19 protein-coding genes and 3 pseudogenes are annotated in these 19,931 nt (G+C 69.7%); 6 read left to right on the top strand and 16 right to left on the bottom strand.

Translation table 11 applies throughout. The annotated features are described in order from the left end of the window. Nucleotides 1–67: 67 nt before the first annotated feature. A pseudogene (gene recO, locus FB559_RS02155) lies at nt 68–790 on the bottom strand (DNA repair protein RecO); the annotation flags it as partial. 98 nt (nt 791–888) lie between these two features. On the opposite strand from recO, the gene FB559_RS02160 reads away from it, so the two are divergent. The 3 genes from FB559_RS02160 (at nt 889) to FB559_RS02170 (ending at nt 2,673) form a co-directional block, all read left to right on the top strand. After that, a complete protein-coding gene (locus tag FB559_RS02160) occupies nt 889–1,257 on the top strand; it encodes a hypothetical protein (RefSeq protein ID WP_185792007.1) in 369 nt (122 codons plus the stop codon). A 106-nt stretch (nt 1,258–1,363) separates the two neighbouring features. Beyond that, a complete protein-coding gene (locus FB559_RS02165) occupies nt 1,364–2,401 on the top strand; it encodes a M4 family metallopeptidase (RefSeq protein ID WP_141952699.1) in 1,038 nt (345 codons plus the stop codon). Between the two features lie 2 nt (nt 2,402–2,403). Then, on the top strand, nt 2,404–2,673 hold the full coding sequence (locus tag FB559_RS02170) for a protealysin inhibitor emfourin (protein ID WP_141961454.1): 270 nt from the start codon (nt 2,404–2,406) through the stop codon (nt 2,671–2,673). Between the two features lie 59 nt (nt 2,674–2,732). Here the strand turns inward: FB559_RS02170 and leuA are convergent, their stop codons facing one another. From leuA to FB559_RS02185, 3 genes are all read right to left on the bottom strand, one after another. Then, a complete protein-coding gene (gene leuA, locus FB559_RS02175; protein ID WP_246121306.1) occupies nt 2,733–4,439 on the bottom strand; it encodes a 2-isopropylmalate synthase in 1,707 nt (568 codons plus the stop codon). 192 nt (nt 4,440–4,631) lie between these two features. After that, a complete protein-coding gene (ddaH, locus tag FB559_RS02180; RefSeq protein WP_141952704.1) occupies nt 4,632–5,393 on the bottom strand; it encodes a dimethylargininase in 762 nt (253 codons plus the stop codon). Nucleotides 5,394–5,435: 42 nt separating this feature from the next. Beyond that, complete coding sequence (locus FB559_RS02185) at nt 5,436–6,050, bottom strand: zinc-ribbon domain-containing protein (RefSeq protein WP_185792008.1); 615 nt, start codon at nt 6,048–6,050, stop codon at nt 5,436–5,438. Between the two features lie 225 nt (nt 6,051–6,275). On the opposite strand from FB559_RS02185, the gene FB559_RS43580 reads away from it, so the two are divergent. Then, a complete protein-coding gene (locus FB559_RS43580; RefSeq protein WP_185792009.1) occupies nt 6,276–7,013 on the top strand; it encodes a hypothetical protein in 738 nt (245 codons plus the stop codon). Between the two features lie 33 nt (nt 7,014–7,046). Here the strand turns inward: FB559_RS43580 and era are convergent, their stop codons facing one another. The 8 genes and pseudogenes from era to FB559_RS02220 form a co-directional block, all read right to left on the bottom strand. Continuing rightward, nucleotides 7,047–7,970, bottom strand: a complete 924-nt coding sequence (gene era / locus FB559_RS02195) for a GTPase Era (RefSeq protein WP_141961455.1) — start codon at nt 7,968–7,970, stop codon at nt 7,047–7,049. A 118-nt stretch (nt 7,971–8,088) separates the two neighbouring features. Then, nucleotides 8,089–8,418, bottom strand: a complete 330-nt coding sequence (locus tag FB559_RS02200) for a cytidine deaminase (RefSeq protein ID WP_221639861.1) — start codon at nt 8,416–8,418, stop codon at nt 8,089–8,091. Between the two features lie 136 nt (nt 8,419–8,554). After that, on the bottom strand, nt 8,555–9,856 hold the full coding sequence (locus FB559_RS02205; protein WP_141961457.1) for a hemolysin family protein: 1,302 nt from the start codon (nt 9,854–9,856) through the stop codon (nt 8,555–8,557). A gap of 67 nt (nt 9,857–9,923) precedes the next feature. Continuing rightward, nucleotides 9,924–10,406: an rRNA maturation RNase YbeY gene (gene ybeY / locus FB559_RS02210; protein ID WP_141952708.1), complete on the bottom strand. Its 483-nt coding sequence runs from the start codon at nt 10,404–10,406 to the stop codon at nt 9,924–9,926. 181 nt (nt 10,407–10,587) lie between these two features. Beyond that, on the bottom strand, nt 10,588–11,196 hold the full coding sequence (locus FB559_RS46405) for a PhoH family protein (RefSeq protein WP_342781015.1): 609 nt from the start codon (nt 11,194–11,196) through the stop codon (nt 10,588–10,590). Continuing rightward, nucleotides 11,194–12,018, bottom strand: a pseudogene (locus FB559_RS46550) (LAGLIDADG family homing endonuclease); the annotation flags it as partial. The pseudogene FB559_RS46550 and the gene FB559_RS46405, both read right to left, overlap by 3 nt. Next, nucleotides 12,007–12,717: pseudogene (locus tag FB559_RS46555) on the bottom strand (PhoH family protein); the annotation flags it as partial. The pseudogenes FB559_RS46550 and FB559_RS46555, both read right to left, overlap by 12 nt. Before the next feature lie 115 nt (nt 12,718–12,832). Next, a complete protein-coding gene (locus FB559_RS02220) occupies nt 12,833–13,183 on the bottom strand; it encodes a histidine triad nucleotide-binding protein (RefSeq protein WP_141952712.1) in 351 nt (116 codons plus the stop codon). Nucleotides 13,184–13,469: 286 nt separating this feature from the next. Between FB559_RS02220 and FB559_RS02225 the strand changes: the two genes are divergently transcribed. Next, complete coding sequence (locus FB559_RS02225; protein WP_141952714.1) at nt 13,470–14,054, top strand: SigE family RNA polymerase sigma factor; 585 nt, start codon at nt 13,470–13,472, stop codon at nt 14,052–14,054. After that, complete coding sequence (locus tag FB559_RS02230; protein ID WP_141952716.1) at nt 14,054–14,701, top strand: hypothetical protein; 648 nt, start codon at nt 14,054–14,056, stop codon at nt 14,699–14,701. Before FB559_RS02225 ends, FB559_RS02230 begins: the two co-directional genes overlap by 1 nt. 3 nt (nt 14,702–14,704) lie before the next feature. On the opposite strand, the gene FB559_RS02235 is transcribed toward FB559_RS02230, so the two are convergent. The 4 genes from FB559_RS02235 to hrcA all read right to left on the bottom strand — a co-directional run bounded on the left by FB559_RS02235 (nt 14,705) and on the right by hrcA (nt 19,717). Next, nucleotides 14,705–16,087: a pyridoxal phosphate-dependent decarboxylase family protein gene (locus FB559_RS02235; RefSeq protein WP_141952718.1), complete on the bottom strand. Its 1,383-nt coding sequence runs from the start codon at nt 16,085–16,087 to the stop codon at nt 14,705–14,707. A 273-nt stretch (nt 16,088–16,360) separates the two neighbouring features. Then, complete coding sequence (locus FB559_RS02240) at nt 16,361–17,092, bottom strand: 16S rRNA (uracil(1498)-N(3))-methyltransferase (protein ID WP_141952720.1); 732 nt, start codon at nt 17,090–17,092, stop codon at nt 16,361–16,363. 480 nt (nt 17,093–17,572) lie between these two features. After that, entirely contained in the window at nt 17,573–18,703 is a 1,131-nt protein-coding gene (dnaJ, locus tag FB559_RS02245) for a molecular chaperone DnaJ (RefSeq protein ID WP_141952722.1), read from the bottom strand. After that, nucleotides 18,704–19,717, bottom strand: coding sequence for a heat-inducible transcriptional repressor HrcA (gene hrcA, locus FB559_RS02250; protein WP_141952724.1), 1,014 nt, complete (start codon nt 19,715–19,717; stop codon nt 18,704–18,706). Nucleotides 19,718–19,931: the final 214 nt, after the last annotated feature.

The raw sequence follows: 19,931 nt of genomic DNA on the forward strand, positions 1-19,931 counted from the left end.
TCGGCTTCTCACTCGCTTCGCGGCCGGCCTCGTCCCTCAACCGACCACTACGCTCGCTCGGCGCCTCCCGCTCGACATGCCTGAGGGAGCGGATGCCGTGTTCCAGATGCCATTGGAGGTAGGCGGCGACAAGGCCGCTGCACTCTACCCGGTGGCGGGGCTCGCTCGAATCGGCCCGTGCCCAGTCGCCGCGCAGCAGCGCGATCATCAGCCCGACCGTCGCCTCGGCGGGGCTGGCCGAGCCCGGCGGCCGGCATGACCCGCACACCATGCCGCCCGCCGCGATCGCGAACGACCGGCCCGTACGCTCGCCGCAGCGCGCGCAGTCCTCCAGCGCCGGCGCGTAGCCCGCGATCGCCAGCGAGCGCAGGAAGAAGGCGTCCAGCACCAGCCGGGGATCGTGACCGCCCTCGACGAGCGTCCGCAGGCCGCCGACGACCAGCAGGAACTGCCGCAGCGCCGGTTCTTTCTCGACCGGCGTCAGCTTTTCGGCCGTCTCCAGCATCGCGGTGCCCGCGGTGTAGCGCGGATAGTCGGAGGCAAGACGCTCGCCGTACGGCCGCAGCGTCTCGGCCTGCGTCACGAGATCGAGCGAGCGGCGTTCGTACAGCTGCAGGTCGACGTGGGTGAAGGGCTCCAGCCGCGCACCGAACCGCGACTTGGTCTTGCGCACGCCCTTGGCCGCGGCGCGCACCCTCCCCGTACGCCGGGTCAGGATCGTCACGATGCGGTCGGCCTCACCCAGCTTCTGGGTGCGCAGCACGACGCCCTCGTCACGATAAAGACTCACGCGTTCATTGTCCCGCACGAACCAGGTGGAACCGGCCCGGCACCCGCGGCGGTCCAATCCTCGTCGGACCGACCATCCACCGCCCACAGGGGGAGAACGTGACCTGTTTCTTCGACGCCTCGCACGGCTCCGGCAGCCAGGAGATCATGTGGTCGCCGCAGTGGGGTTCGCCGCGGCCGGTGTTCGCCTGCCCCGCCTGCGCACAGCGCTGGACCGACCATCTCCAGGGCCGGAACGGCTACCCCCGCCCAAGCGACCCCCAGCCGGGCTATCCTCAGCCGGGTTACCCGCAGGACTACACTGCGCAGCGACGCGGGTACGGCACCGGGTCGGTGGTCGCCGCCGGCGCGGCCGGCTTCCTCGGCGGCATGATCGTCAACGAGATGTTCGACAACGACGAGATGGTCGAACAGGTGGACGTCGTCGACGTCGTGGATGACTATGGGGATTACGGCAATGACTGGTAACAACCTACGGTTGTAAACACGCTGTAGTCGGAAATTAACTTACAGTGACCACTTGCGGCCTGATCAGTGCTGGTACGGATCACATTCGCCATGCAAATGTGAATCCATGAGATGCACCATCGTTCCGCCGCACATCCTGCGGCACGTCGCTGAGCAGCACCGCGACGAGCAAGTGCGCGAGCTCGCCCAGCGCACCCTCACCCTCGACCGCCGGCAGCGCCAGGTGCGCGACGCCACGCAGCTGATCGCCCAGCCTCCTCCGGCCACGACACCCGCGGCGGCGAACCGCACGCTCCACGACGCCGGGCACCAGGAGAGCCTTCCGGGCAGGACCGTACGCTCCGAGGGCGGCGCGGCAACGGGCGACCAGCAGGCCGACGAGGTCTACGACTGGCTCGGCGTGACGTTCGACTTCTACAGCACCGTCTACGGCCGCAACTCCATCGACGGCGCGGGCCTGCCGCTGGTGGCGACCGTGCACTACGGCGTCGACTACGACAACGCCTTCTGGGAAGGCGCCCAGATGGTCTACGGCGACGGGGACCAGGACCTCTTCAAGACCTTCACGGGGCCGCTCGACGTGACCGGCCACGAGCTGACCCACGGCGTCACGCAGTACTCCGGCGGCCTGGACTACCAGGGCCAGAGCGGGGCGCTCAACGAGTCGGTGTCGGACGTGTTCGGCTCCCTGGTGAAGCAGTACCACCTCGGGCAGACCGCCGACCAGGCCGACTGGCTCATCGGCGCGGGCATGTTCACCCCATCGGTCAACGGCGTCGCGCTGCGTTCGATGAAGGCACCGGGCACCGCGTACGACGACGAGACCCTCGGCAAGGACCCGCAGCCCGCCCAGATGGCCGACTACGTCGACACCGACGGCGACAACGGCGGGGTGCACGTCAACTCCGGCATCCCCAACCACGCGTTCTACCTGGCCGCGACCTCGATCGGCGGTCACGCGTGGGAGAAGGCGGGTCGTATCTGGTATGACACCCTCACCAGCAAAAAGGTGCCTATGAGTGCGGATTTCGCGCTGTTCGCCAGCATGACCTATGCGACGGCGGGCACCCTGTTCGGTGTGAAGAGCACGGAAAGCGACGCCGTACGCGAGGCGTGGACGACAGTGGGGGTCAAAATCACGTGAAAGTGGCCGTCACCCGCAGTGGCGGGTTCGCCGGCTTGGTCCGTCGTGCCGAGGTCGACTCGGCGGATCATCCGGCGGTGGCCGGCCTCATCGACGACGTCCGGCTGGACGAAGTACCCGAGCCCAAGCCGGAGCCCGACCGATTCGTCTACGACATCCAGATCGGCGACCACTCAGCCCAGGTCTCCGAGGCCGATCTGCGTGGCCCCCTGCGCGAACTCGTGGACCACGTCATGACCCACGGCCGCCGACCCCCCTCTCCTGCTCCCTGACCCACGGCCGCCGCCGACCACCCGTGCGGGGCGATCAACGGCGGCCGGGACCGGTCTCGTCAGCGCGTCGCGCGGTTGACCGCCGACAGCACCGCCTTCAGCGAGGCGGTGACGGTGTTGGCGTCGATGCCGATCCCCCACAGCACCTCGTCCCCCACCTGGCATTCGACGTACGCGGCGGCCTTCGCGTCGCTGCCCGCGGACAGGGCGTGCTCGGCGTAGTCGAGCACGCGGGCCTGGACCCCGATCGTGGCGAGCGCGTTGACGAACGCGGAGATCGGGCCGTTGCCGATGCCCTCGATCTCCCGGATCTCGCCCTCGAGCCGGACGTCGACGTTGAGCAGGTCCTTCTCATCCACCCGCGAGATGGCCCGGTGCGCCAGGAGCCCCACCTTCGGGCCGTTCGTGAGGAACTCGGCCTCGAAGATCTGCCACATCTGCTCGGGCGTGACCTCGCCGCCCTCGCCGTCCGTGTGCTCCTGCACCACACGGGAGAACTCGATCTGCAGCCTGCGCGGCAGGTCGAGAGAGTGCTCGGTCTTCATGATGTACGCGACGCCGCCCTTGCCGGACTGGCTGTTGACCCGGATCACGGCCTCGTAGGAGCGGCCGACGTCCCTCGGGTCGATCGGCAGGTACGGCAGGGCCCAGCGGAACTCCTCCACGGGCACGCCGGCCTCGGCCGCGTCGTGCCGCAGCGCGTCGAAGCCCTTCTTGATGGCGTCCTGGTGAGAGCCGGAGAACGACGTGTAGACCAGGTCGCCGGCGTACGGGTGGCGCTCGTGCACCGGGATCTGGTTGCAGTACTCCACGGTGCGGCGGATGCCGTCGATGTCGGAGAAGTCGATCTCCGGGTCGACGCCCTGGGAGAAGAGGTTCATGCCCAGGGTGACCAGGTCCACGTTGCCGGTGCGCTCGCCGTTGCCGAACAGGCAGCCCTCGACCCGGTCCGCGCCGGCCATCACGGCCAGCTCGGCCGAGGCGACGGCGGTGCCGCGGTCGTTGTGAGGGTGCACCGAGAGCGCGACGTGCTCCCGGTGGGACAGGTGGCGGCTCATCCACTCGATCTGGTCGGCGTAGACGTTCGGCGTCGAGCGCTCGATCGTCGACGGCAGGTTGAGCACGATCTCGCGGCCGGGTCCGGGCTGCCAGACGTCCATGACCGCCTCACAGACCTCGAGCGCGAAGTCCAGCTCGGTGTCGATGAAGATCTCCGGGCTGTACTCGTAACCGAAGTCGCAGTCGCCCAGGTACTTTTCGGCGAACTTCATGACGTGCTGCGTGCCCTGGACCGCGAGGGCCTTGCACTCGGCCTTCTCGATACCGAACACCACCCTGCGGAACAGCGGGGCGGTGGCGTTGTACAGGTGGACGGTGGCCCGCGGCATTCCGGCCAGGGACTGCACGGTCCGGTCGATCAGCTCCTCACGCGCCTGCGTCAGGACGGAGATCTGTACGTCGGCGGGGACCCTGTCCTCTTCGACGAGCTGGCGTACGAAGTCGAAGTCGGTCTGGCTGGCGGCCGGGAACCCGACCTCGATCTCCTTGTAGCCCATGCGTACCAGCAGCTCGAACATGGCGAGCTTGCGGGTCGGGCTCATGGGATCGATCAGCGCCTGGTTGCCGTCCCGCAGGTCGGTGGACAGCCATCGCGGGGCCTTGGTGATCGTCTTACCCGGCCACGTGCGGTCCGGCAGGTCGACCGCGGGGAAGGGCGCGTAACGCCCGATGGGCATGGGGCTGCGTTGCTGATTGCTACGTCGCATGATGAACGGTGCTCCCGGTGAAGTGCCTGTGGCCAGCGATCACGCCAAAGCCCCGCGACGAGGGAGCCGACCTTTACAGGCCCCCGTCGCGGCCGCTAAGGAGGAGCAGCTCACGCAGCACGTCGACCAAGTTAACAGACCGCGCGGACATCTCCCCAATCGCCGTCCCACCAGTTGAGACGTGACGGGGCGTCACGGGACCAGGACGCTCAGGCAGGTGACGCAGCCCTCGATCTTCTCGAACTCGCTGATGTCGACCACCGACACCTCGTATCCACCCGCCGCGAGCTGGTCCGCCGTACGGGGCGCCGAGGCGGCGATCAGCACCTGCTTGTCCCCGAGTACGACGACGTGCGCGCCGGCCGGCTCCTGAGCCACGCCCAGGTACGGCAGCGCCGACGTGTCCACCAGCTCCGGTATGCCGATCAGCGAGCCGTCGGGCAGTGCGGTCATCGCCGACTTGAGGTGGAGACAGCCGTCCAGCGTCACCGGCACGACGCGACGGCCCCGGGTGGCGAGCAGCCGTGCCAGCTGGCAGAGCGCGTCCTCGTTCGTCCGTGCCGAACGCCCCGCGTACACGGTGTTGCCGACCTGCAGCACGTCACCGCCGTCGAGCGTGCCCTCGCCCTCGATGCGAACCGTCTCCAGGCCCAGATCGGCGATCATGGTCGCCATCGAGTCGACCTCCGGGGCGCGTTCGGGCGCGCCCGGCCGGGCCAGGACCGCCAGGTCGTCGCAGACGACGACGGTGTCCTCGACGAAGACGGCGTCGGGCAGGTCGTCGGCCGGTGGCAGGCTGCGGACCCGCCAGCCGGCCTCCTCGATCGCGGCGGCGTACGCGTCGTGCTGGCGCGCGGCCAGCGCCGCGTCGACCGGCCTGCGCTCCAGGTGCGTGACGATGCCCTCGGCCAGCCGGGGGCTCGGGCTGCGTACCAGCGCGGTCCGCTCAGCCATGCTCGCCTCCATGCGCACCCGCGGGTGCCCGGGTCGGGGCGTTCACTCTCGGGCCGCCCCCTCGGTCGTACTGATCACACCCACGGTGTGCGCCGGCGTCATGCCGAGCCGGCCCGCGACCGTGTGCAGCGCCTGGCGTTCGCCGGCGCCGATCGCCCCGTCGGCGAGCGCGATGCGTACGACCTGGGCGAGGAACCACTCGCGTGCCTCGGTGGTGAGCTGCGCGCCCGCCTGCGCGATCACCTCGCCGGAGGCGTCGGGGGCCTGCTCCAGGTCGGCCGCCAGCATCGCGTCGTCGAACGCCGCCATGCCGTAGCCGTGCACCGCCTCGACGGCGCGCGCACGTGCGGCCGAGGCGGACGGGTCACCGGCGACCAGGACCGCTACGGCGGACGCGCGCATCGCCGCGGGCAGGGCCGCCGCCATCTCCCGCGCGGTCGGCAGGCGGAGCACGTCGAGGTTGTAGCGGGTGCGGCAGGTCGTGCACTCGACCACCTCACCGACCCGGTTCAGCGGAATGACCGGGACGAAGAACAGCGTGAACCAGCGGCGCGCGACCCGCTGCCGGTAGTGCCGGTCACCGCCGCAGCCAGGGCAGTGGAAGTCGCCCTGGCCGAGGGTACGGAAGAACACCGAGAGACCGAAGATCAGCAACACCGGCCGCTCCTTCTCTGTCGGGCTGGGTGCCCACCGGTCTCGATCCTGCCGCATCCCCCCGGCGCACAGAAACGGTTCCCCGATTCCGGCGGTGTGGCGTGCGTCGCGCCCGTACCGGAAAGCGGGCCCCTCCCAGGAAGGATAGGCGGCCGGAATGAGTTCGCAGCCCGGTTGTGATCTCCGAAGGACTGTCCGCCGCCCGGCGGAACTTCTACCCTGCATGACATGAGTCAGCCATACGATCCCGGCTACGGCGGTGGTCAGCAGCCATGGGGGGCGCCCGGTCAGCAGCCTCCCGGCGGCTACCCCGGTCAGCAGGGCGGGTATCCCCCGCAGCAGGGTGGATACCCACAGCAAGGCGGATACCCACCGCAGCAGGGCGGATACCCGCCCCCTCAGCAGCAGGGATATCCCCCTCAATATCAGCAGCAACCGCCCGGCTATCCGCCCCAGCAGGGGTACGGTCAGCCTCCCTGGCAGCCTGCCGGGGCGAGCCGCGGCAAGGGATCGCCCCTCGGCATCGGCGTGGCGGTCGCCGGAGTCCTCATGGCCATCGGCACGTTCCTGCCGTGGGTCTCGGTGAAGCTCCAGCTCGGCACCTCCAGCATCTACGGCACGCCGCTCTCCAGCAGCAACATCAGCCGCAGCCTCGCCGGCATCAAGGCCGGAGAGGGCAAGATCGTTCTGCTGTGCGCCGTGGTGGCGATAGGCCTCGGCATCGTCGCGATGGTCAACAACGCCAAGCTCGGCCTCATCGCGATCGCGCCGGCGGTCATCGGCATCCTCGTGGTGTTCAAGGTCTTCGCCGACAAGGCGAGCTACGACGACAAGATGCCCGCTCTCGGGACCGGGAGCAGCGTGCACGTCTCGCTGTCCGCCGGCATCTACGTGTCCTTGATCGCGGCCATCGCCGTCATCGCCCTGGGCGTCATCGGCGCGGTGACCACCAGGTCGTCCGGCTGAGCACGGGCCGGGGTCCGCTCCCCGGCCCTCTCCTCAGTCGTAGAAACCCAGGCGGCGCAGCTGCTTGGGGTCGCGCTGCCAGTCCTTGGCGACCTTGATCCGCAGGTCGAGGTACACCTTGGAGCCGAGCAGCGCCTCGATCTGTATCCGGGCGCGCGTGCCCACGTCCTTCAGCCGCGCGCCCTTGGGGCCGATGACGATGCCCTTCTGGCTGGGCCGCTCGACGTAGAGCCAGGCGTGCACGTCGACAAGGTCGTCGCGGCCCTCGCGGGCCTTCATCTCCTCCACGACCACCGCGATCGAGTGCGGAAGCTCGTCGCGTACGCCCTCGAGCGCGGCCTCACGGATCAGCTCGGCCACCATGATCTGCTCGGGCTCGTCGGTCAGCTCGCCCTCGGGATAGAGCGGCATGCCTTCGGGCAGCCGGTCGACCAGCACATCGCCGACCACGTCGAGCTGGAAGTTCGACTCCGCCGAACAGGGGACGACGTCGGCCCACTCGCCGAGCCTGGAGACCTTCAGGAGCTGCTCGGCGACCTGCTGGTGGGTCGCGAGGTCGGTCTTGGTCACCATCGCGACGATCGGGGTGCGTTTCACCTGGGCCAGCTCGGCGGCGATGAACCGGTCGCCGGGCCCGACCTGTTCGTTCGCCGGGACGCAGAAGCCGATCACGTCGACCTCGCCGAGCGTGGAGCGCACCAGGCTGTCGAGCCGCTCACCGAGCAGCGTACGGGGCTTGTGCAGGCCGGGAGTGTCGACGATGACGAGCTGGGCGTCGGGCCGGTGCACGATGCCGCGGATGGTGCGCCGGGTGGTCTGTGGCTTGCTGCTGGTGATCGCCACCTTGGTGCCGACCAGGGCGTTCATGAGCGTGGACTTGCCCACGTTGGGGCGCCCGATGAAGCACGCGAAGCCCGACTTGAATCGGGTGCCGGTCGATGTCTGGGGCGAGGTCACACCCTTGATTGTGGCGTACTCGCGGCACTGCTGGGTCGCCCGTACTCCTCGCTCGCTCACGCGGGCCCACTCCTGCCTCACCCGCCTGGCCGCCGCACGGCTCTCCCGGCGCCGCCGGTCAGCTCCCCAGCACGGTGCGGAGCGTGCCGTCCGGACCCGCGACGAGGACCGGCGCCTTGGGCCCGAGATCACGTACGGCGGCGATGTCGGGGGTCTCCTCCTCGGTGACGACCGCCGCGGCCTCAAGGTCCTGCGCACCGCTGGACACCGCCATCGCGACCGCGACCTGGAGCGCGGTCAGCTTCAACGAGGGAAGGTCCACCGGCCCGGCCGCGTAGGTGCGCCCGGTCTCGTCCCGTACGGCCGCACCCTCGGCGGCCCCGGCACGCGCCCGCGTGGACCGGGCAAGAGTAATGATCTTCGCGTCTTCCGCCCCAAGCTCACTCACGCCGCCCAGCGTACCCACGCCCTCGCGCCCGCCATGACCCGCCACGGCCCGGCCAGAAGTGCCCGCGCGACCCGCGCCGGACAGGGTTCCCGCCCGAGCCCGGGATCTCAGACCCCGGCGGGGCTCGCCCGCCCGGTCAGGCGTCGGCGTTCTCGCGGTCTTCGGCCGGTTGCTCCTGCTTGTCCGAGGCGGCACGCTCGACGAGGACGGTGCCGATCTTGTTGCGGCGGCCCGCGAGGTTCTCGGCGGTCAGGCGCAGGCCGGCGACCGTCGCCTGCGAGCCGGCGATCGGCACGCGGCCGAGGGCGTGGGCCAGCAGGCCGCCGACGGTCTCGACCTCGTCCACGTCGATCTCGACGTCGAACAGGTCGGCCAGGTCCTCGACCGGGAACCGCGCGGTGATCCGGGCCCGCCCCTCGGCGAGCTGCTCGACCGGGGGCGCCTCCTGGTCGTACTCGTCGGTGATCTCCCCGACGATCTCCTCGAGGATGTCCTCGATGGTGACCAGCCCCGCCGTGCCGCCGTACTCGTCGATCACCACGGCGCAGTGGGTCTGCCGGGCCTGCATCTCGCGCAGCAGCTCGTCGATCGCCTTGCTGTCCGGGATGTACGTCGCCGGGCGCATGATCGACTCGACCCGCTCGACCGACTCACCATCGCGGTATTCGTGGCTGCGGCGCACGATGTCCTTGAGGTAGGCGATGCCGACGACGTCGTCCTCGTTCTCGCCCACCACCGGGATGCGCGAGAAACCGCTGCGCAGCGCCAGCGACAGCGCCTGCCGCAGCGTCTTGTCCCGCTCGATGAAAACCATGTCCGTACGCGGCACCATCACCTCGCGTACGAGCGTGTCGCCCAGCTCGAACACCGAGTGGATCATCTCGCGCTCGTCCGGCTGGATGAGCCGCCGCTGTTCGGCCAGGTCGACCAGGTCGCGCAGCTCCGCCTCGGAGGTGAACGGGCCCTCGCGGAAACCCTTGCCGGGCGTCAGCGCGTTGCCGAGCAGGATGAGGAGCTTCGGCAGCGGGCCGAGCACCCGGGCCAGCGGATGGATCACCGCGGCGCCGACGAGGGCCATCCGGTCGACGTGCTGGCGGCCGATCGTGCGCGGGCTCACGCCGACGGCGATGTAGCTCACCACGATCATCACCGCGGCCGCCGTGGCGTACGCGCGCCAGTTCTCGCCGAGCCAGGTGGTGCACACCGCCGCGACGATGACCGTCGCGGCGAGCTCGCAGCTGACCCGCAGCAGCAGCACGAGGTTGAGGTAGCGCGGCGGGTCGGCGACGACCTCCGCCAGCATCCGGGCGAGCCGGCCGTCGTCGCGTACCAGCTCCTCGACCCGGACCCGTGAGATCCGTGCGAGTGCCGTCTCGGCACTGGCGAACAGGCCCGCCACCGCCACGAGCGCGGCCGCGAGTATCACCAGCCAGATCATGGTCGCGGTCACGTGACCTCCTGGGTCGCCGAAGCCACCAGGGATGTGTGCTCGTCGATTCGCTCGGTCATGAGGGGGTCTGCGCGCGGGCTTCGCGCCAGGAGGCGAGAAGCTCCGCCTGCAGGCCGAACATCTCCTTGTGCTCCTCGGGCTCGGCATGGTCGTAGCCGAGCAGGTGGAGGATGCCGTGGGTGCAGAGCAGGTGCAGCTCGTCCTCGGTGCCGTGACCCGCCTTGACGGCCTGCTTGGCCGCGATGACCGGGCAGAGCACGACGTCGCCGAGCAGGGCCGGGTCGACCGGCGCGTCCTCGGTGCCGCCGGACACGTGACCGGGGCGCAGCTCGTCCATCGGGAAGGCCAGCACGTCGGTCGGGCCGGGCTCGTTCATCCACTTTTCGTGCAGCTCGGTCATTGCCGTCTCGTCCACGAGGACGATCGACAGCTCCGCCAGCGGATGCACGTCCAGGCGGTCGAGCACGTGCGTGGCCAGCGCGGAGAGCGTCGCCTCGTCGACGACCTCTCCGGACTCGTTCAGTACTTCGATGCTCACTGCTCGCTCACCCTTCTCACTCGCTGCGCGGGGCACCTCGTACCTCGGCGACCCACTCCGCTCGCTACGTCGGGTTCACTCATGCTCACTGCTCGCTCACCCTTCTCACTCGCTGCGCGGGGCACCTCGTACCTCGGCGACCCACTCCGCTCGCTACGTCGGGTTCACTCATGCTCACTGCTTATCTTCCCCGCTTGCGTGAGGCGCGGCCGTCCTGCTTCACATCGCGTGGCCGGCTCTGCAGGTCGTGGCGGTCGTACGCGTCGACGATCTGGCCGACCAGCTTGTGGCGTACGACGTCCTTACTGGTCAGAGTACGGAAGCTGATGTCGTCGATGCCATCCAGGATGTCCTGTACGACGCGGAGGCCACTCTGCTGGCCCGACGGCAGGTCGACCTGGGTGACGTCACCGGTGACCACGACCTTGGACCCGAACCCGAGCCGGGTCAGGAACATCTTCATCTGCTCGGGCGAGGTGTTCTGCGCCTCGTCGAGGATGATGAAGGCGTCATTGAGGGTGTTGTGCGTCAGCAGGTGGTCCTGGGTGACGTACAACGAGTCCTCGGCCGCCACCTGGATGCACACACACTCTTCGCGGCCGGCCGGTTCGATGCTGTCGATGAACCGCATCGGCCGCCCGCCGCCCCCGGCCGCGTGGTACCTCTCGCGCTTGCGGGTGAGGCGGAAGGGTTCGACGCCTTCGGGAAGCCGGATGTCGACGACGTGGGCGTCACGTCGGTGGTGAACGTCACGTCCCAGCGCCCTGCCTGGCTTGCGGCCCTCGGCCATGCGGCGCCGCGTGTAGGCGACTCCGCCCAGCGACCGGACCAGCTCGATGACATCGTCGCGAAGCAGGATCGATGTCGTCGTGAACTGGACGCGGCAGGTGCGGTCGGCCTGTGCGACTGGCCCGCCATCAGCGTCCAGGAGGCCCTGGAGAAGGGCGACCCTGACCTCGGCGGTGTTGCGGAGATATACGTCCGGAACGAACTTCGTCGCCGACCTCGAACCGCTCAATCCGAGCTCGCGTGCGATCGCGGTGACCGGGTTCGTGATCGTGATGACCTGCCCGGGCTCGGTCACGCGGTTCAGCACATAATCGACACCGCCCTTGTGGCGGATCTCGATGCCAGGCAGAAGCTCTCCCAACGCGACGGCGAGCTCAGGATCGGCTGTGGCGAAGGACGGCGTCGTGGCGCCGGTCAGGCAGCCATCGCCCAGCAGCAGCCCCAGCGCGTAGGGATCCATCGGGACCTCGCGCTCAGGGAAGCGGACCGGAGCGGCAAGGAGCGGCAGCTGATAGCGCCGGGCATGTGCCGCGCGCAGATTTCCGATCATCTCCCGGGTCTCCAGGACCCGCCATGGCTTGTTGCGGCGCCTGTCGGAAGCCGTGCTGACCGTCCACAGATGCTCACCGCAGCACAGGGTCCACGCACCGTCCTGAGCGGTGACGCGGTAGATGTCCTTTTCCCCCTGCGGATAGACGCCAAGGACCGGGGTCGGCTCCCCGTTCGAGCCGACGACGAGGTCGCCGACTTGGAGATCGCCGATGGGACGCCAGCCATCCGGCGTCAGGACAGGGGTGAAGACAGGCTGCGCCCTTCCCCTCATATAGGCGAGCGGCGCCACCTCGATCGTGCCGGCGGCCATGAGGCGCGGGATCGAGTCCGGATCGATCATGTCGTGCAGCGCGTCGTACAGCGGGCGGAGGTACGGGTCGATCTTCTCGTACAGCGTGCCGGGCAGGAAGCCCAGCCGCTCGCCCGCCTCGACGGCCGGCCGGGTCAAGATGATCCGGTTGACCTCCTTGGCCTGCAGCGCCTTCACTGCCTTGGCCATCCCGAGGTAGGTCTTCCCGGTGCCCGCGGGGCCGATCGCGAACACGATCGTGTGCTTGTCGATCGCGTCGACGTAGTGCTTCTGGTTGATCGTCTTCGGCCGGATCGTGCGGCCGCGCGAGGAGAGGATGTCGAGCGTCAGCACCTCGGCCGGCCGCTCGGTGGTCTCCGCGCGGAGCATGGCCACGCTGCGCTCGATCACGTCGGGAGTGAGTGGCGTGCCGGTCTTCAGCAGGTCGAGCAGCTCCTCGAAGAGCTTGGCGACGAGCTCGGTCTCCTCGGCAGGGCCGTTGATCGTGATTTCGTTCCCGCGTACGTGGACGTCGCTGGAGAAGGTCTTCTCCACGACATCGAGGAGCTCGTCACGCGAGCCGAGCAGGGCGACCATCGAAAGGTCATCCGGAATCACGATCTTGACTTGCGTGCGCGCGCTGTCCGGTGCGGCGTCAGCGGTGTGAGTTGAATCGGCCATAGCCCGGCCTTGCGGCCTCTTCGTCCCTGCCTTCCGGTTGCGTTCGGTCCTCGGCTGAGTCGTACCCATGTTACCGGCCGAGACCGACCATTATCGGCTCACTCACCAGCGCGGATCAGCCCGGCGGCCAGTTCAGGCCGCGTCCTCCGAGCACGTGGGCGTGCACGTGGAAGACGGTCTGGCCGGCGCCCGGCCCGGTGTTGAAGACCACCCGGTAGCCGGTGCCGGCGACGCCGTCGTCGACCGCGACCTCGTGTGCCTCGCGCACGATCTCGGCGAGCAGGTCGCCGTCGGAGGCCGCGAGCTCGGCCGCGGTCGGGTGGTGCTCCTTCGGGATCACCAGCACGTGCGTGGGCGCCTGCGGGTTGATGTCGCGAAACGCCAGCGTACGGGCTGATTCGCGGACCACGGTCGCGGGCACGTCACCGGACACGATCTTGCAGAACAAACAGTCGTGCTGTGTCACTGAACTCTCCTCACGCCCCATGGTCAGCATGGTCAGCGCATGTTATCGCGGCTCGGACTCCCCGCTCGTCTGCGAATCGTTACGAGCGGACGACGCCGCCGTGTCCAATAACCGTCATCCTCTGGTTAGGGTTGCTGTCACGCGAACCCCCGGCCCCCGGACCCCCAGCCGACCTCTTGATCCGAAGCCGGTCCAAGTTCGCATGAACTTGCGGATCCGACATGTCGTCCAATCGACAAGACACATGCCGGTGGCACCGATGGGCGGGATAAGGCGAGACAGAGGTATGGCCTTTCGTAAACCTCAGAGTGAGGGCGCGCGTCCAACTGATGTGACCGAAACCCTCGTAGCCAGGAGTACGGCGGGAGCCGTGGCGGTCGCCTGGGACGCAGACCAGGCTGTCACCGCGCTCTACAGTGCGCATTACCGCTCGCTGGTGCGCCTCGCGGCACTGCTCGTACGCGATGTCGCGACGGCCGAGGAAGTCGTACAGGACGCGTTCGTCGCCATGCACGGGGCCTGGCGGCGGCTGCGCGAGCCGGACAAGGCTCTGTCGTATCTTCGGCAGTCCGTGGTCAATCGGTCACGATCAGTGTTGCGGCACCGTGCCGTCGTGGAGAAGTACGCCCCCAAGGGGCTGCCCGACGCACCGAGCGCGGAGAACGGCGCGATCGTGGAGCTCGAACGCACCGCGGTCGTCAAGGCGCTCGGCGGGCTGCCGAATCGACAGCGGGAAGCACTCGTGCTCCGCTACTACGGTGATCTGTCCGAGGCGGAGATCGCTCGGTCGATGGGTATCAGCCGGGGGGCCGTCAAAAGCCACACCGCGCGCGGGATGGCCGCGCTACGCACCGTCCTGGAGCAGCAGTAATGACCCAGTCCTTCGACGACGAGTACGGCGACCGTCTTCGCCGTGCCCTTCACGCGGAAGCGGACGCGGTCACGCCCTCTCCGGAGGGACTTGAGCGAATCCGCAGCAAGATCAACGACAAGCACGAGCGGCGGTTCGGGTTCTCCTTCTCCGTTCCGTGGATGCGTCCGCTGGCGGCAGCGACCGCCGCGGTGCTCGTCTGCGGCGCCGCCGTCTCGGCGACCCCGGCGCTGAAGAACTTCGTCCAGACCGGTCACTTCAGCGACGGTTCCGGCAGTGACGACCCGGGATCGTCCTCCAACAGCGGTCGCTCCCAGGGCCAGGTGGTGCCGGGCGGTTCGTCCAACCCGGTCCCGGACACCTCACCGAGCCCGACGTCCATTCGCCCGTCCAACACCGGCAAGCACGTCGTCAACGGCCCCACCTGCGACCCGGGTGAGAGCCTGGTCACGCCGTCGGGCAGCCCGGCGCCCACCCCGCCCGACCCTGGCCCGACCGTCCACGTCACGTGCGAGCCGACCGCCGGCACCGGCCCGACGGGACCGCCGGTCACCGACTCGCCCCCGCCCCCGGCCACCCAGCCGCCTGCGGACCAGCCGACCGAACAGCCCACGGAGTCGGTTCCCAACCCGAACCTGTCCCCCTGACACTCACTCGGCGGCGGCCGCCGCGATGATGAGGTCGAGCGCCTCGGCCACGCGGTCGCCGTGCGTACGGTGGACCACGATGCAGATCCGCAGGGTCTGCCGCTCATCGACGATGGTGCTCGAGAGCAGCACCCGGCCGTCCGCGTTGACGCGGTCCAGCAGCCGGCGGGTAGCCCGGTCCGCCGCCGCGACGTCGCCGTTGCGCGGGCGCACACGGAAGGCCACCGTGCTCAGGTCCGGCCGCCCGAGGAGTTCGAGCGAGGGCACCGTGGCGAGTTTTCCGTAGACCTGCTCGGTCAGGTCGAGCTTCTCGTCGAGCGCCTCACGGAAGGCCGCCACACCGTGCAGGTGCAGCGGCAGCCAGGCGCGCAGGCCGCGGTTCTCCCGGGTCAGCTCCGGCCCCAGCTGGGCGTAGTTCGGCAGGCCGTCGCCGGAGCCCGCATCCTGCAGGTAGTTCCCGGTGCCCTCGTGCGCGGCATAGAGCGTCGCCGGGTCCCGTACGACGAGGGCGCCGGTGCCGAAGGGCAGGAACAGCGTCTTGTGGGGGTCCAGGGTGATCGAGTCGGCCAGTTCGGTGCCGGCCAGCCGGTCGCGTCCGCGCTCGGTGAGCCGGAAGAAGCCGCCGTAGGCCGCGTCCACGTGGAACCAGACACCCTCACGCCGTGCCAGCCCTGCAAGGGCCGGCAGTGGGTCGATCGTCCCGGTGTCGGTGGTGCCGGCCGAGCCGACCAGCAGGAAAGGGCGCAACCCGGCGTCTCGATCGGCCCGGATCATCGCCGCCGCGGCGTCGACGTCCATCCGCAGGTCGCCGGCCGACGGCACGACACGGACGTTGTGCTCCCTGATGCCCGCGAGCCTGGCCGCCTTCGCCACGGAGTGGTGGGCGTGCGCGCCGACGTAGAGGGTTCCTTCTCCGATCTCCTCGCCGAGATGAGCGTGCCGGGCGGCGACCAGGGCGGAGAAGGTGGCCATCGAGCCCCCCGTGGTCAGCATGCCGCCGCTGCCGGACGGCAGTCCGCAGACGTCACGGGCGATCCAGCGCACCACGCTCTCCTCGAGAGCGGCGAGGGCGGGAGCGCCGATCGCCAGGCCGCCGTAGCGGTTCACGCCGCGCGTGTAGAACTCGGCCAGAGCTGACGTGTAGAGCCCCCCGCCCGGCACGTACGCGAGGTAGCCCGGGCCCGCCGTCTCCATCGCATGGTCAGTGGCACGTTCCAACCGGTCGAGCAGCGCGGTCAGCTCCCCCGCCTCCTCGGGTGGCGGGGCGAGGAACGCGCCGACGAGATCGGCGAGCCCCGGGTCGGCGGGAGGACTCGTCGGGCGATCCGGCAGCCGTTCGATGAAGGCCGCCACACGATCAACGACGAGACGCCCCATCTCCGTCATTTCCGCAAGGCCGGGCTCAAGGGGAAAGTCAAGGTTCACGCGGGAGATCCTGCCACGTGCCGTTTGGTGGGCTTTACGAGATGAGAGTTCGGACAGGTGCGTCAGGGCGGTGAGATCTCCGGCCCTCAGACGCCGCGAAGCCAGGCGTGTACGGGGATCTCGGCGCGCCACGGATCGGATCGGTGTCCGTCCGCATCCACTTAACGAACGGAATATCTCCGTCGAAAAGCCATCCCGCGGTAGTGCGTCCGTCACCACCGACCGGAGCGTCCGTCACCACCGACCGGTGCGGCTGAGCAGCACGGAGGCGGCGGCCACTCCGGCCGTGGACGTACGCAGGACGGTGGGCCCCAGAAGGGCGGTGGCGGCGCCGGCGGACGCGAAGGCCGCGAGTTCCTCGCCGGTCAGGCCGCCCTCGGGCCCGACCACGAGAACGATCTCGCCCTGGTCCGGCACGGCCAGGCCGCTCAGCGGGTGCTCGGCCTCTTCGTGGAGGACCACGGCGAGGGCCGCGGCGGAGATGCGCTCGGCCGCCTGTGCCGTGGTGGCGAGGTCGGTCACCTCGGGCAGCCAGGCGCGGCGTGCCTGCTTGGCGGCCTCTTTGGCGGTACTACGCCAGCGGCCCAGGGCCTTTTCCCGGCGCTCCGGCCGCCACTGGGTGACGCAGCGCGAGGCGGCCCAGGGCACGATCACGTCGACGCCGACCTCGGTCATCGTCTCGACGGCGAGCTCGCCGCGGTCGCCCTTCGGCAGTGCCTGGACGACGACGATGCGCGGCTCGGCAGGTGCCTCGTGGCGGCGAGCCATGGCCTGGAGTTCGAGGCTGTCACGGCCCGCGCTCGTAACCACGCATTCGACCACGAGCCCGGCACCGTCGGTGAGGTCGGCGCGCTCACCCGGCTTGAGCCGTCGTACGGCCGCGGCGTGCCTGCCCTCGGGGCCGTCGAGCAGGATCCGGTCGGCGCCGAGCCGGTCGCCGTCGCAGAGAAAGACCGGCGGGCTCATCGAAGCCCGCCCTCCGCGACCGGCACCGCCCGCAGAGAACGACAGGGACGCACCCGGCATGCGGCGCACGGCTGCGGGCGACCGGCCCGGCCCGGCCACCTGGCCCCCACCTCGCCACCACGCCCCAACAGCCCGATCGGCGAACCCGCCACCGCGGCCCTCACCGAAGACGCCCGCAACATCACCGCCGCATCACCACGACGCCGACCCTCACGACGCGAGACAGACGACCGCGGGCAACCGACCCGGCCCGCCCGCCCAGCCCCAACGTCACCACCACGCCCCAACAGCCGGGGCGGCGAACCCGTAATCGCGACGCTCGCCGGGCACGCCCGGCGCTGCCTGGTCCACGGTGAAACCGTCCCCGCCCCCAGGACACCGGCGACCTGTGCACGGCCGTCGCGGACCGGCCCGGCCGCGCGGCGCCCTTCGTACGGGCGGCCCCGTCGAGCCTGGTGGCTCGGCGGGACCGGACGGGTCTCAGCGGCCGTTGAAGGCATCGCGCAGGCGGGAGAAGAAACCCTGCTGCCCGGGGGTGAACTTGCCCGGCGGGCGCTCCTCGCCGCGCAGCACGGACAGCTGGCGCAGCAGGTCCTCCTGCTGTTCGTCGAGCTTGGTGGGCGTCTCGATGTTCACGTGGATCATCAGGTCGCCGCGGCCGGTCTCGTTGAGGTGCTTGACCCCCCGGCCGTACATCGGGATCTGCTGGCCGGACTGGGTGCCGGGCCGGATGTCGATCTCCTCCGGCCCGTCGAGGGTCTCCACGGTGAGCGAGGTGCCCAGCGCGGCGGCCGTCATGGGGACCTGGACGGTGCAGTGCAGGTCGTCGCCCTGCCGCTCGTAGATCGAGTGAGGTCGCTCGACGATCTCCAGGAACAGGTCGCCGGACGGCCCTCCGCCGGGGCCGACCTCGCCCTCGCCGGCGAGCTGGATGTGGGTGCCGTTCTCCACGCCCGCCGGGATGCGAACCTTGATCGTACGGCGGGTGCGGACCCGTCCGTCGCCCGAGCACTCGGCGCACGGCGTGCGGATGACGCTGCCGTAGCCACCGCACTGCGGGCAGGCGCGCGAGGTCATGACCTGGCCGAGGAAGGACCGCGTGACCTGCTGCACCTCGCCACGGCCGTGACACATGTCGCAGCTTTCCGGCTGGGTGCCGGGCGCGGTGCCCGCACCGGTACAGGTCGTGCAGACGATCGCGGTGTCGACGGTCAGCTCGCGTGTCGTGCCGAAGGCCGTCTCCGACAGGTCGAGCTCCACGCGGATGGTGCCGTTGCGGCCGCGCCGGGCGCGGCTGCGCGGACCCCGCTGGGCCTGGTTGCCGAAGAAGGCGTCCATGATGTCGCTGAACGGGAAGCCTGCCCCGAACCCGGCGCCGGCGCCCGCGCCGCCCGACGCGAACGGATCAGCGCCAAGGTCGTACATCTCACGCTTTTTGGGGTCGGAGAGCACCTCGTACGCCTGGGTGATCTCCTTGAACCGGTCCTGCGTCTCGGGGTCGGGGTTGACGTCCGGGTGCAGTTCGCGGGCGAGCCTGCGGTAGGCCTTCTTGATCTCGTCCGCACCCGCGTCACGGCGCACCCCGAGGGTCGCGTAGTAGTCGTTCGCCACTTACGACCCCGCCAGAATCTGCCCGACGTAACGTGCCACTGCGCGTACCGCTCCCATCGTGCCGGGGTAGTCCATTCGCGTCGGGCCGAGCACGCCGAGCCGGGCCACGACCTGGTCGCCGGCACCGTATCCGGTGGCGACCACGGAGGTCGTGAACAGGCTCTCGTGGGGGTTTTCGGCTCCGATTCGCACGGTGAGGCTGGTGGGATCACTCACCTCGCCGAGCAGTCGCATCAGGACGACCTGTTCTTCCAACGCCTCCAGCACGTCGCGGAGGCTCTGGGACAAGTCGGCGCGGGCGAGGTTCGCCGCGCCGGCTATGACGATCTTTTCTTCGTGTTTTTCGATCAGGGTCTCGAGGAGCACCGACAGGACGGTCGCGGCGAGCGGACGCTCCTCCGCGGAGACCCGGTCGGGGACCTCGGCGACGACCCCGGGCACGTCGGTGAGCCAGCACCCGTCCAGGTGCGCGTTGAGCAGCGCCCGCAGATGGGCGATGGACTCCTCGGAGAAGCCCAGGGGCATCTCGATGGCCCGCTGCTCGACCCGGCCCGTGTTGGTGATGATCACCAGCAGCAGGCGTTCGGGACCGATCGGGACGAGCTCGATGTGGCGCACCGCCGACCGCGTGAGCGAGGGGTACTGCACGACCGCGACCTGGCGGGTCAGCTGCGCGAGCAGCCGGACCGTACGGGTCACGACGTCGTCGAGGTCGTAGGCGTTCGCGAGGAACGTCTCGATCGCGCGCCGCTCCGCCGAGGACAGCGGTTTGATCGTCGACAGCCGGTCGACGAACAGCCGGTATCCCTTGTCGGTCGGCACGCGTCCCGCGCTCGTGTGCGGCTGGGCGATGTAGCCCTGCTCCTCGAGGACTGCCATGTCGTTGCGGATCGTGGCCGGTGAGACACCGAGGTTGTGCCGGTCGGCCAGCGCCTTCGAGCCCACGGGTTCGTTGGTGGACACGTAATCCTCAACGATGGCGCGGAGCACCGCCAGCTTCCGATCGTCGAGCACGCACTCACCTCCCACGGCTACAGGCCTCTAATTTGGCACTCCGTGTTCTTGAGTGCCAAGTGTACGGCGATTGACGACCGTCGCGGTGAGACGGCGACGACGAACGGCGGCGGGAAAAGTCGCCTGGATGATGGCCGAGCACTGGCGCGACGCCGCCCCCGGCACCGGTATTCCGGCTCCGGCGTGAGCGTCGGCGCGCCAGCGTACCGTCTTG

Origin of the sequence: Actinoallomurus bryophytorum (assembly GCF_006716425.1) — a bacterium.
GTDB classification, from domain to species: domain Bacteria; phylum Actinomycetota; class Actinomycetes; order Streptosporangiales; family Streptosporangiaceae; genus Actinoallomurus; species Actinoallomurus bryophytorum.

Coding starts and splice junctions, on each gene's coding strand:
- FB559_RS02165 (WP_141952699.1), top strand. CDS start 1,364: ATGAGATGCACCATCGTTCCGCCGCACATCCTGCGGCACGTCGCTGAG.
- leuA (WP_246121306.1), bottom strand. CDS start 4,439: ATGCGACGTAGCAATCAGCAACGCAGCCCCATGCCCATCGGGCGTTAC.
- ddaH (WP_141952704.1), bottom strand. CDS start 5,393: ATGGCTGAGCGGACCGCGCTGGTACGCAGCCCGAGCCCCCGGCTGGCC.
- FB559_RS43580 (WP_185792009.1), top strand. CDS start 6,276: ATGAGTCAGCCATACGATCCCGGCTACGGCGGTGGTCAGCAGCCATGG.
- FB559_RS02205 (WP_141961457.1), bottom strand. CDS start 9,856: ATGATCTGGCTGGTGATACTCGCGGCCGCGCTCGTGGCGGTGGCGGGC.
- FB559_RS46405 (WP_342781015.1), bottom strand. CDS start 11,196: ATGGCCGAGGGCCGCAAGCCAGGCAGGGCGCTGGGACGTGACGTTCAC.
- FB559_RS02225 (WP_141952714.1), top strand. CDS start 13,470: ATGGCCTTTCGTAAACCTCAGAGTGAGGGCGCGCGTCCAACTGATGTG.
- FB559_RS02230 (WP_141952716.1), top strand. CDS start 14,054: ATGACCCAGTCCTTCGACGACGAGTACGGCGACCGTCTTCGCCGTGCC.
- FB559_RS02235 (WP_141952718.1), bottom strand. CDS start 16,087: ATGACGGAGATGGGGCGTCTCGTCGTTGATCGTGTGGCGGCCTTCATC.
- FB559_RS02240 (WP_141952720.1), bottom strand. CDS start 17,092: ATGAGCCCGCCGGTCTTTCTCTGCGACGGCGACCGGCTCGGCGCCGAC.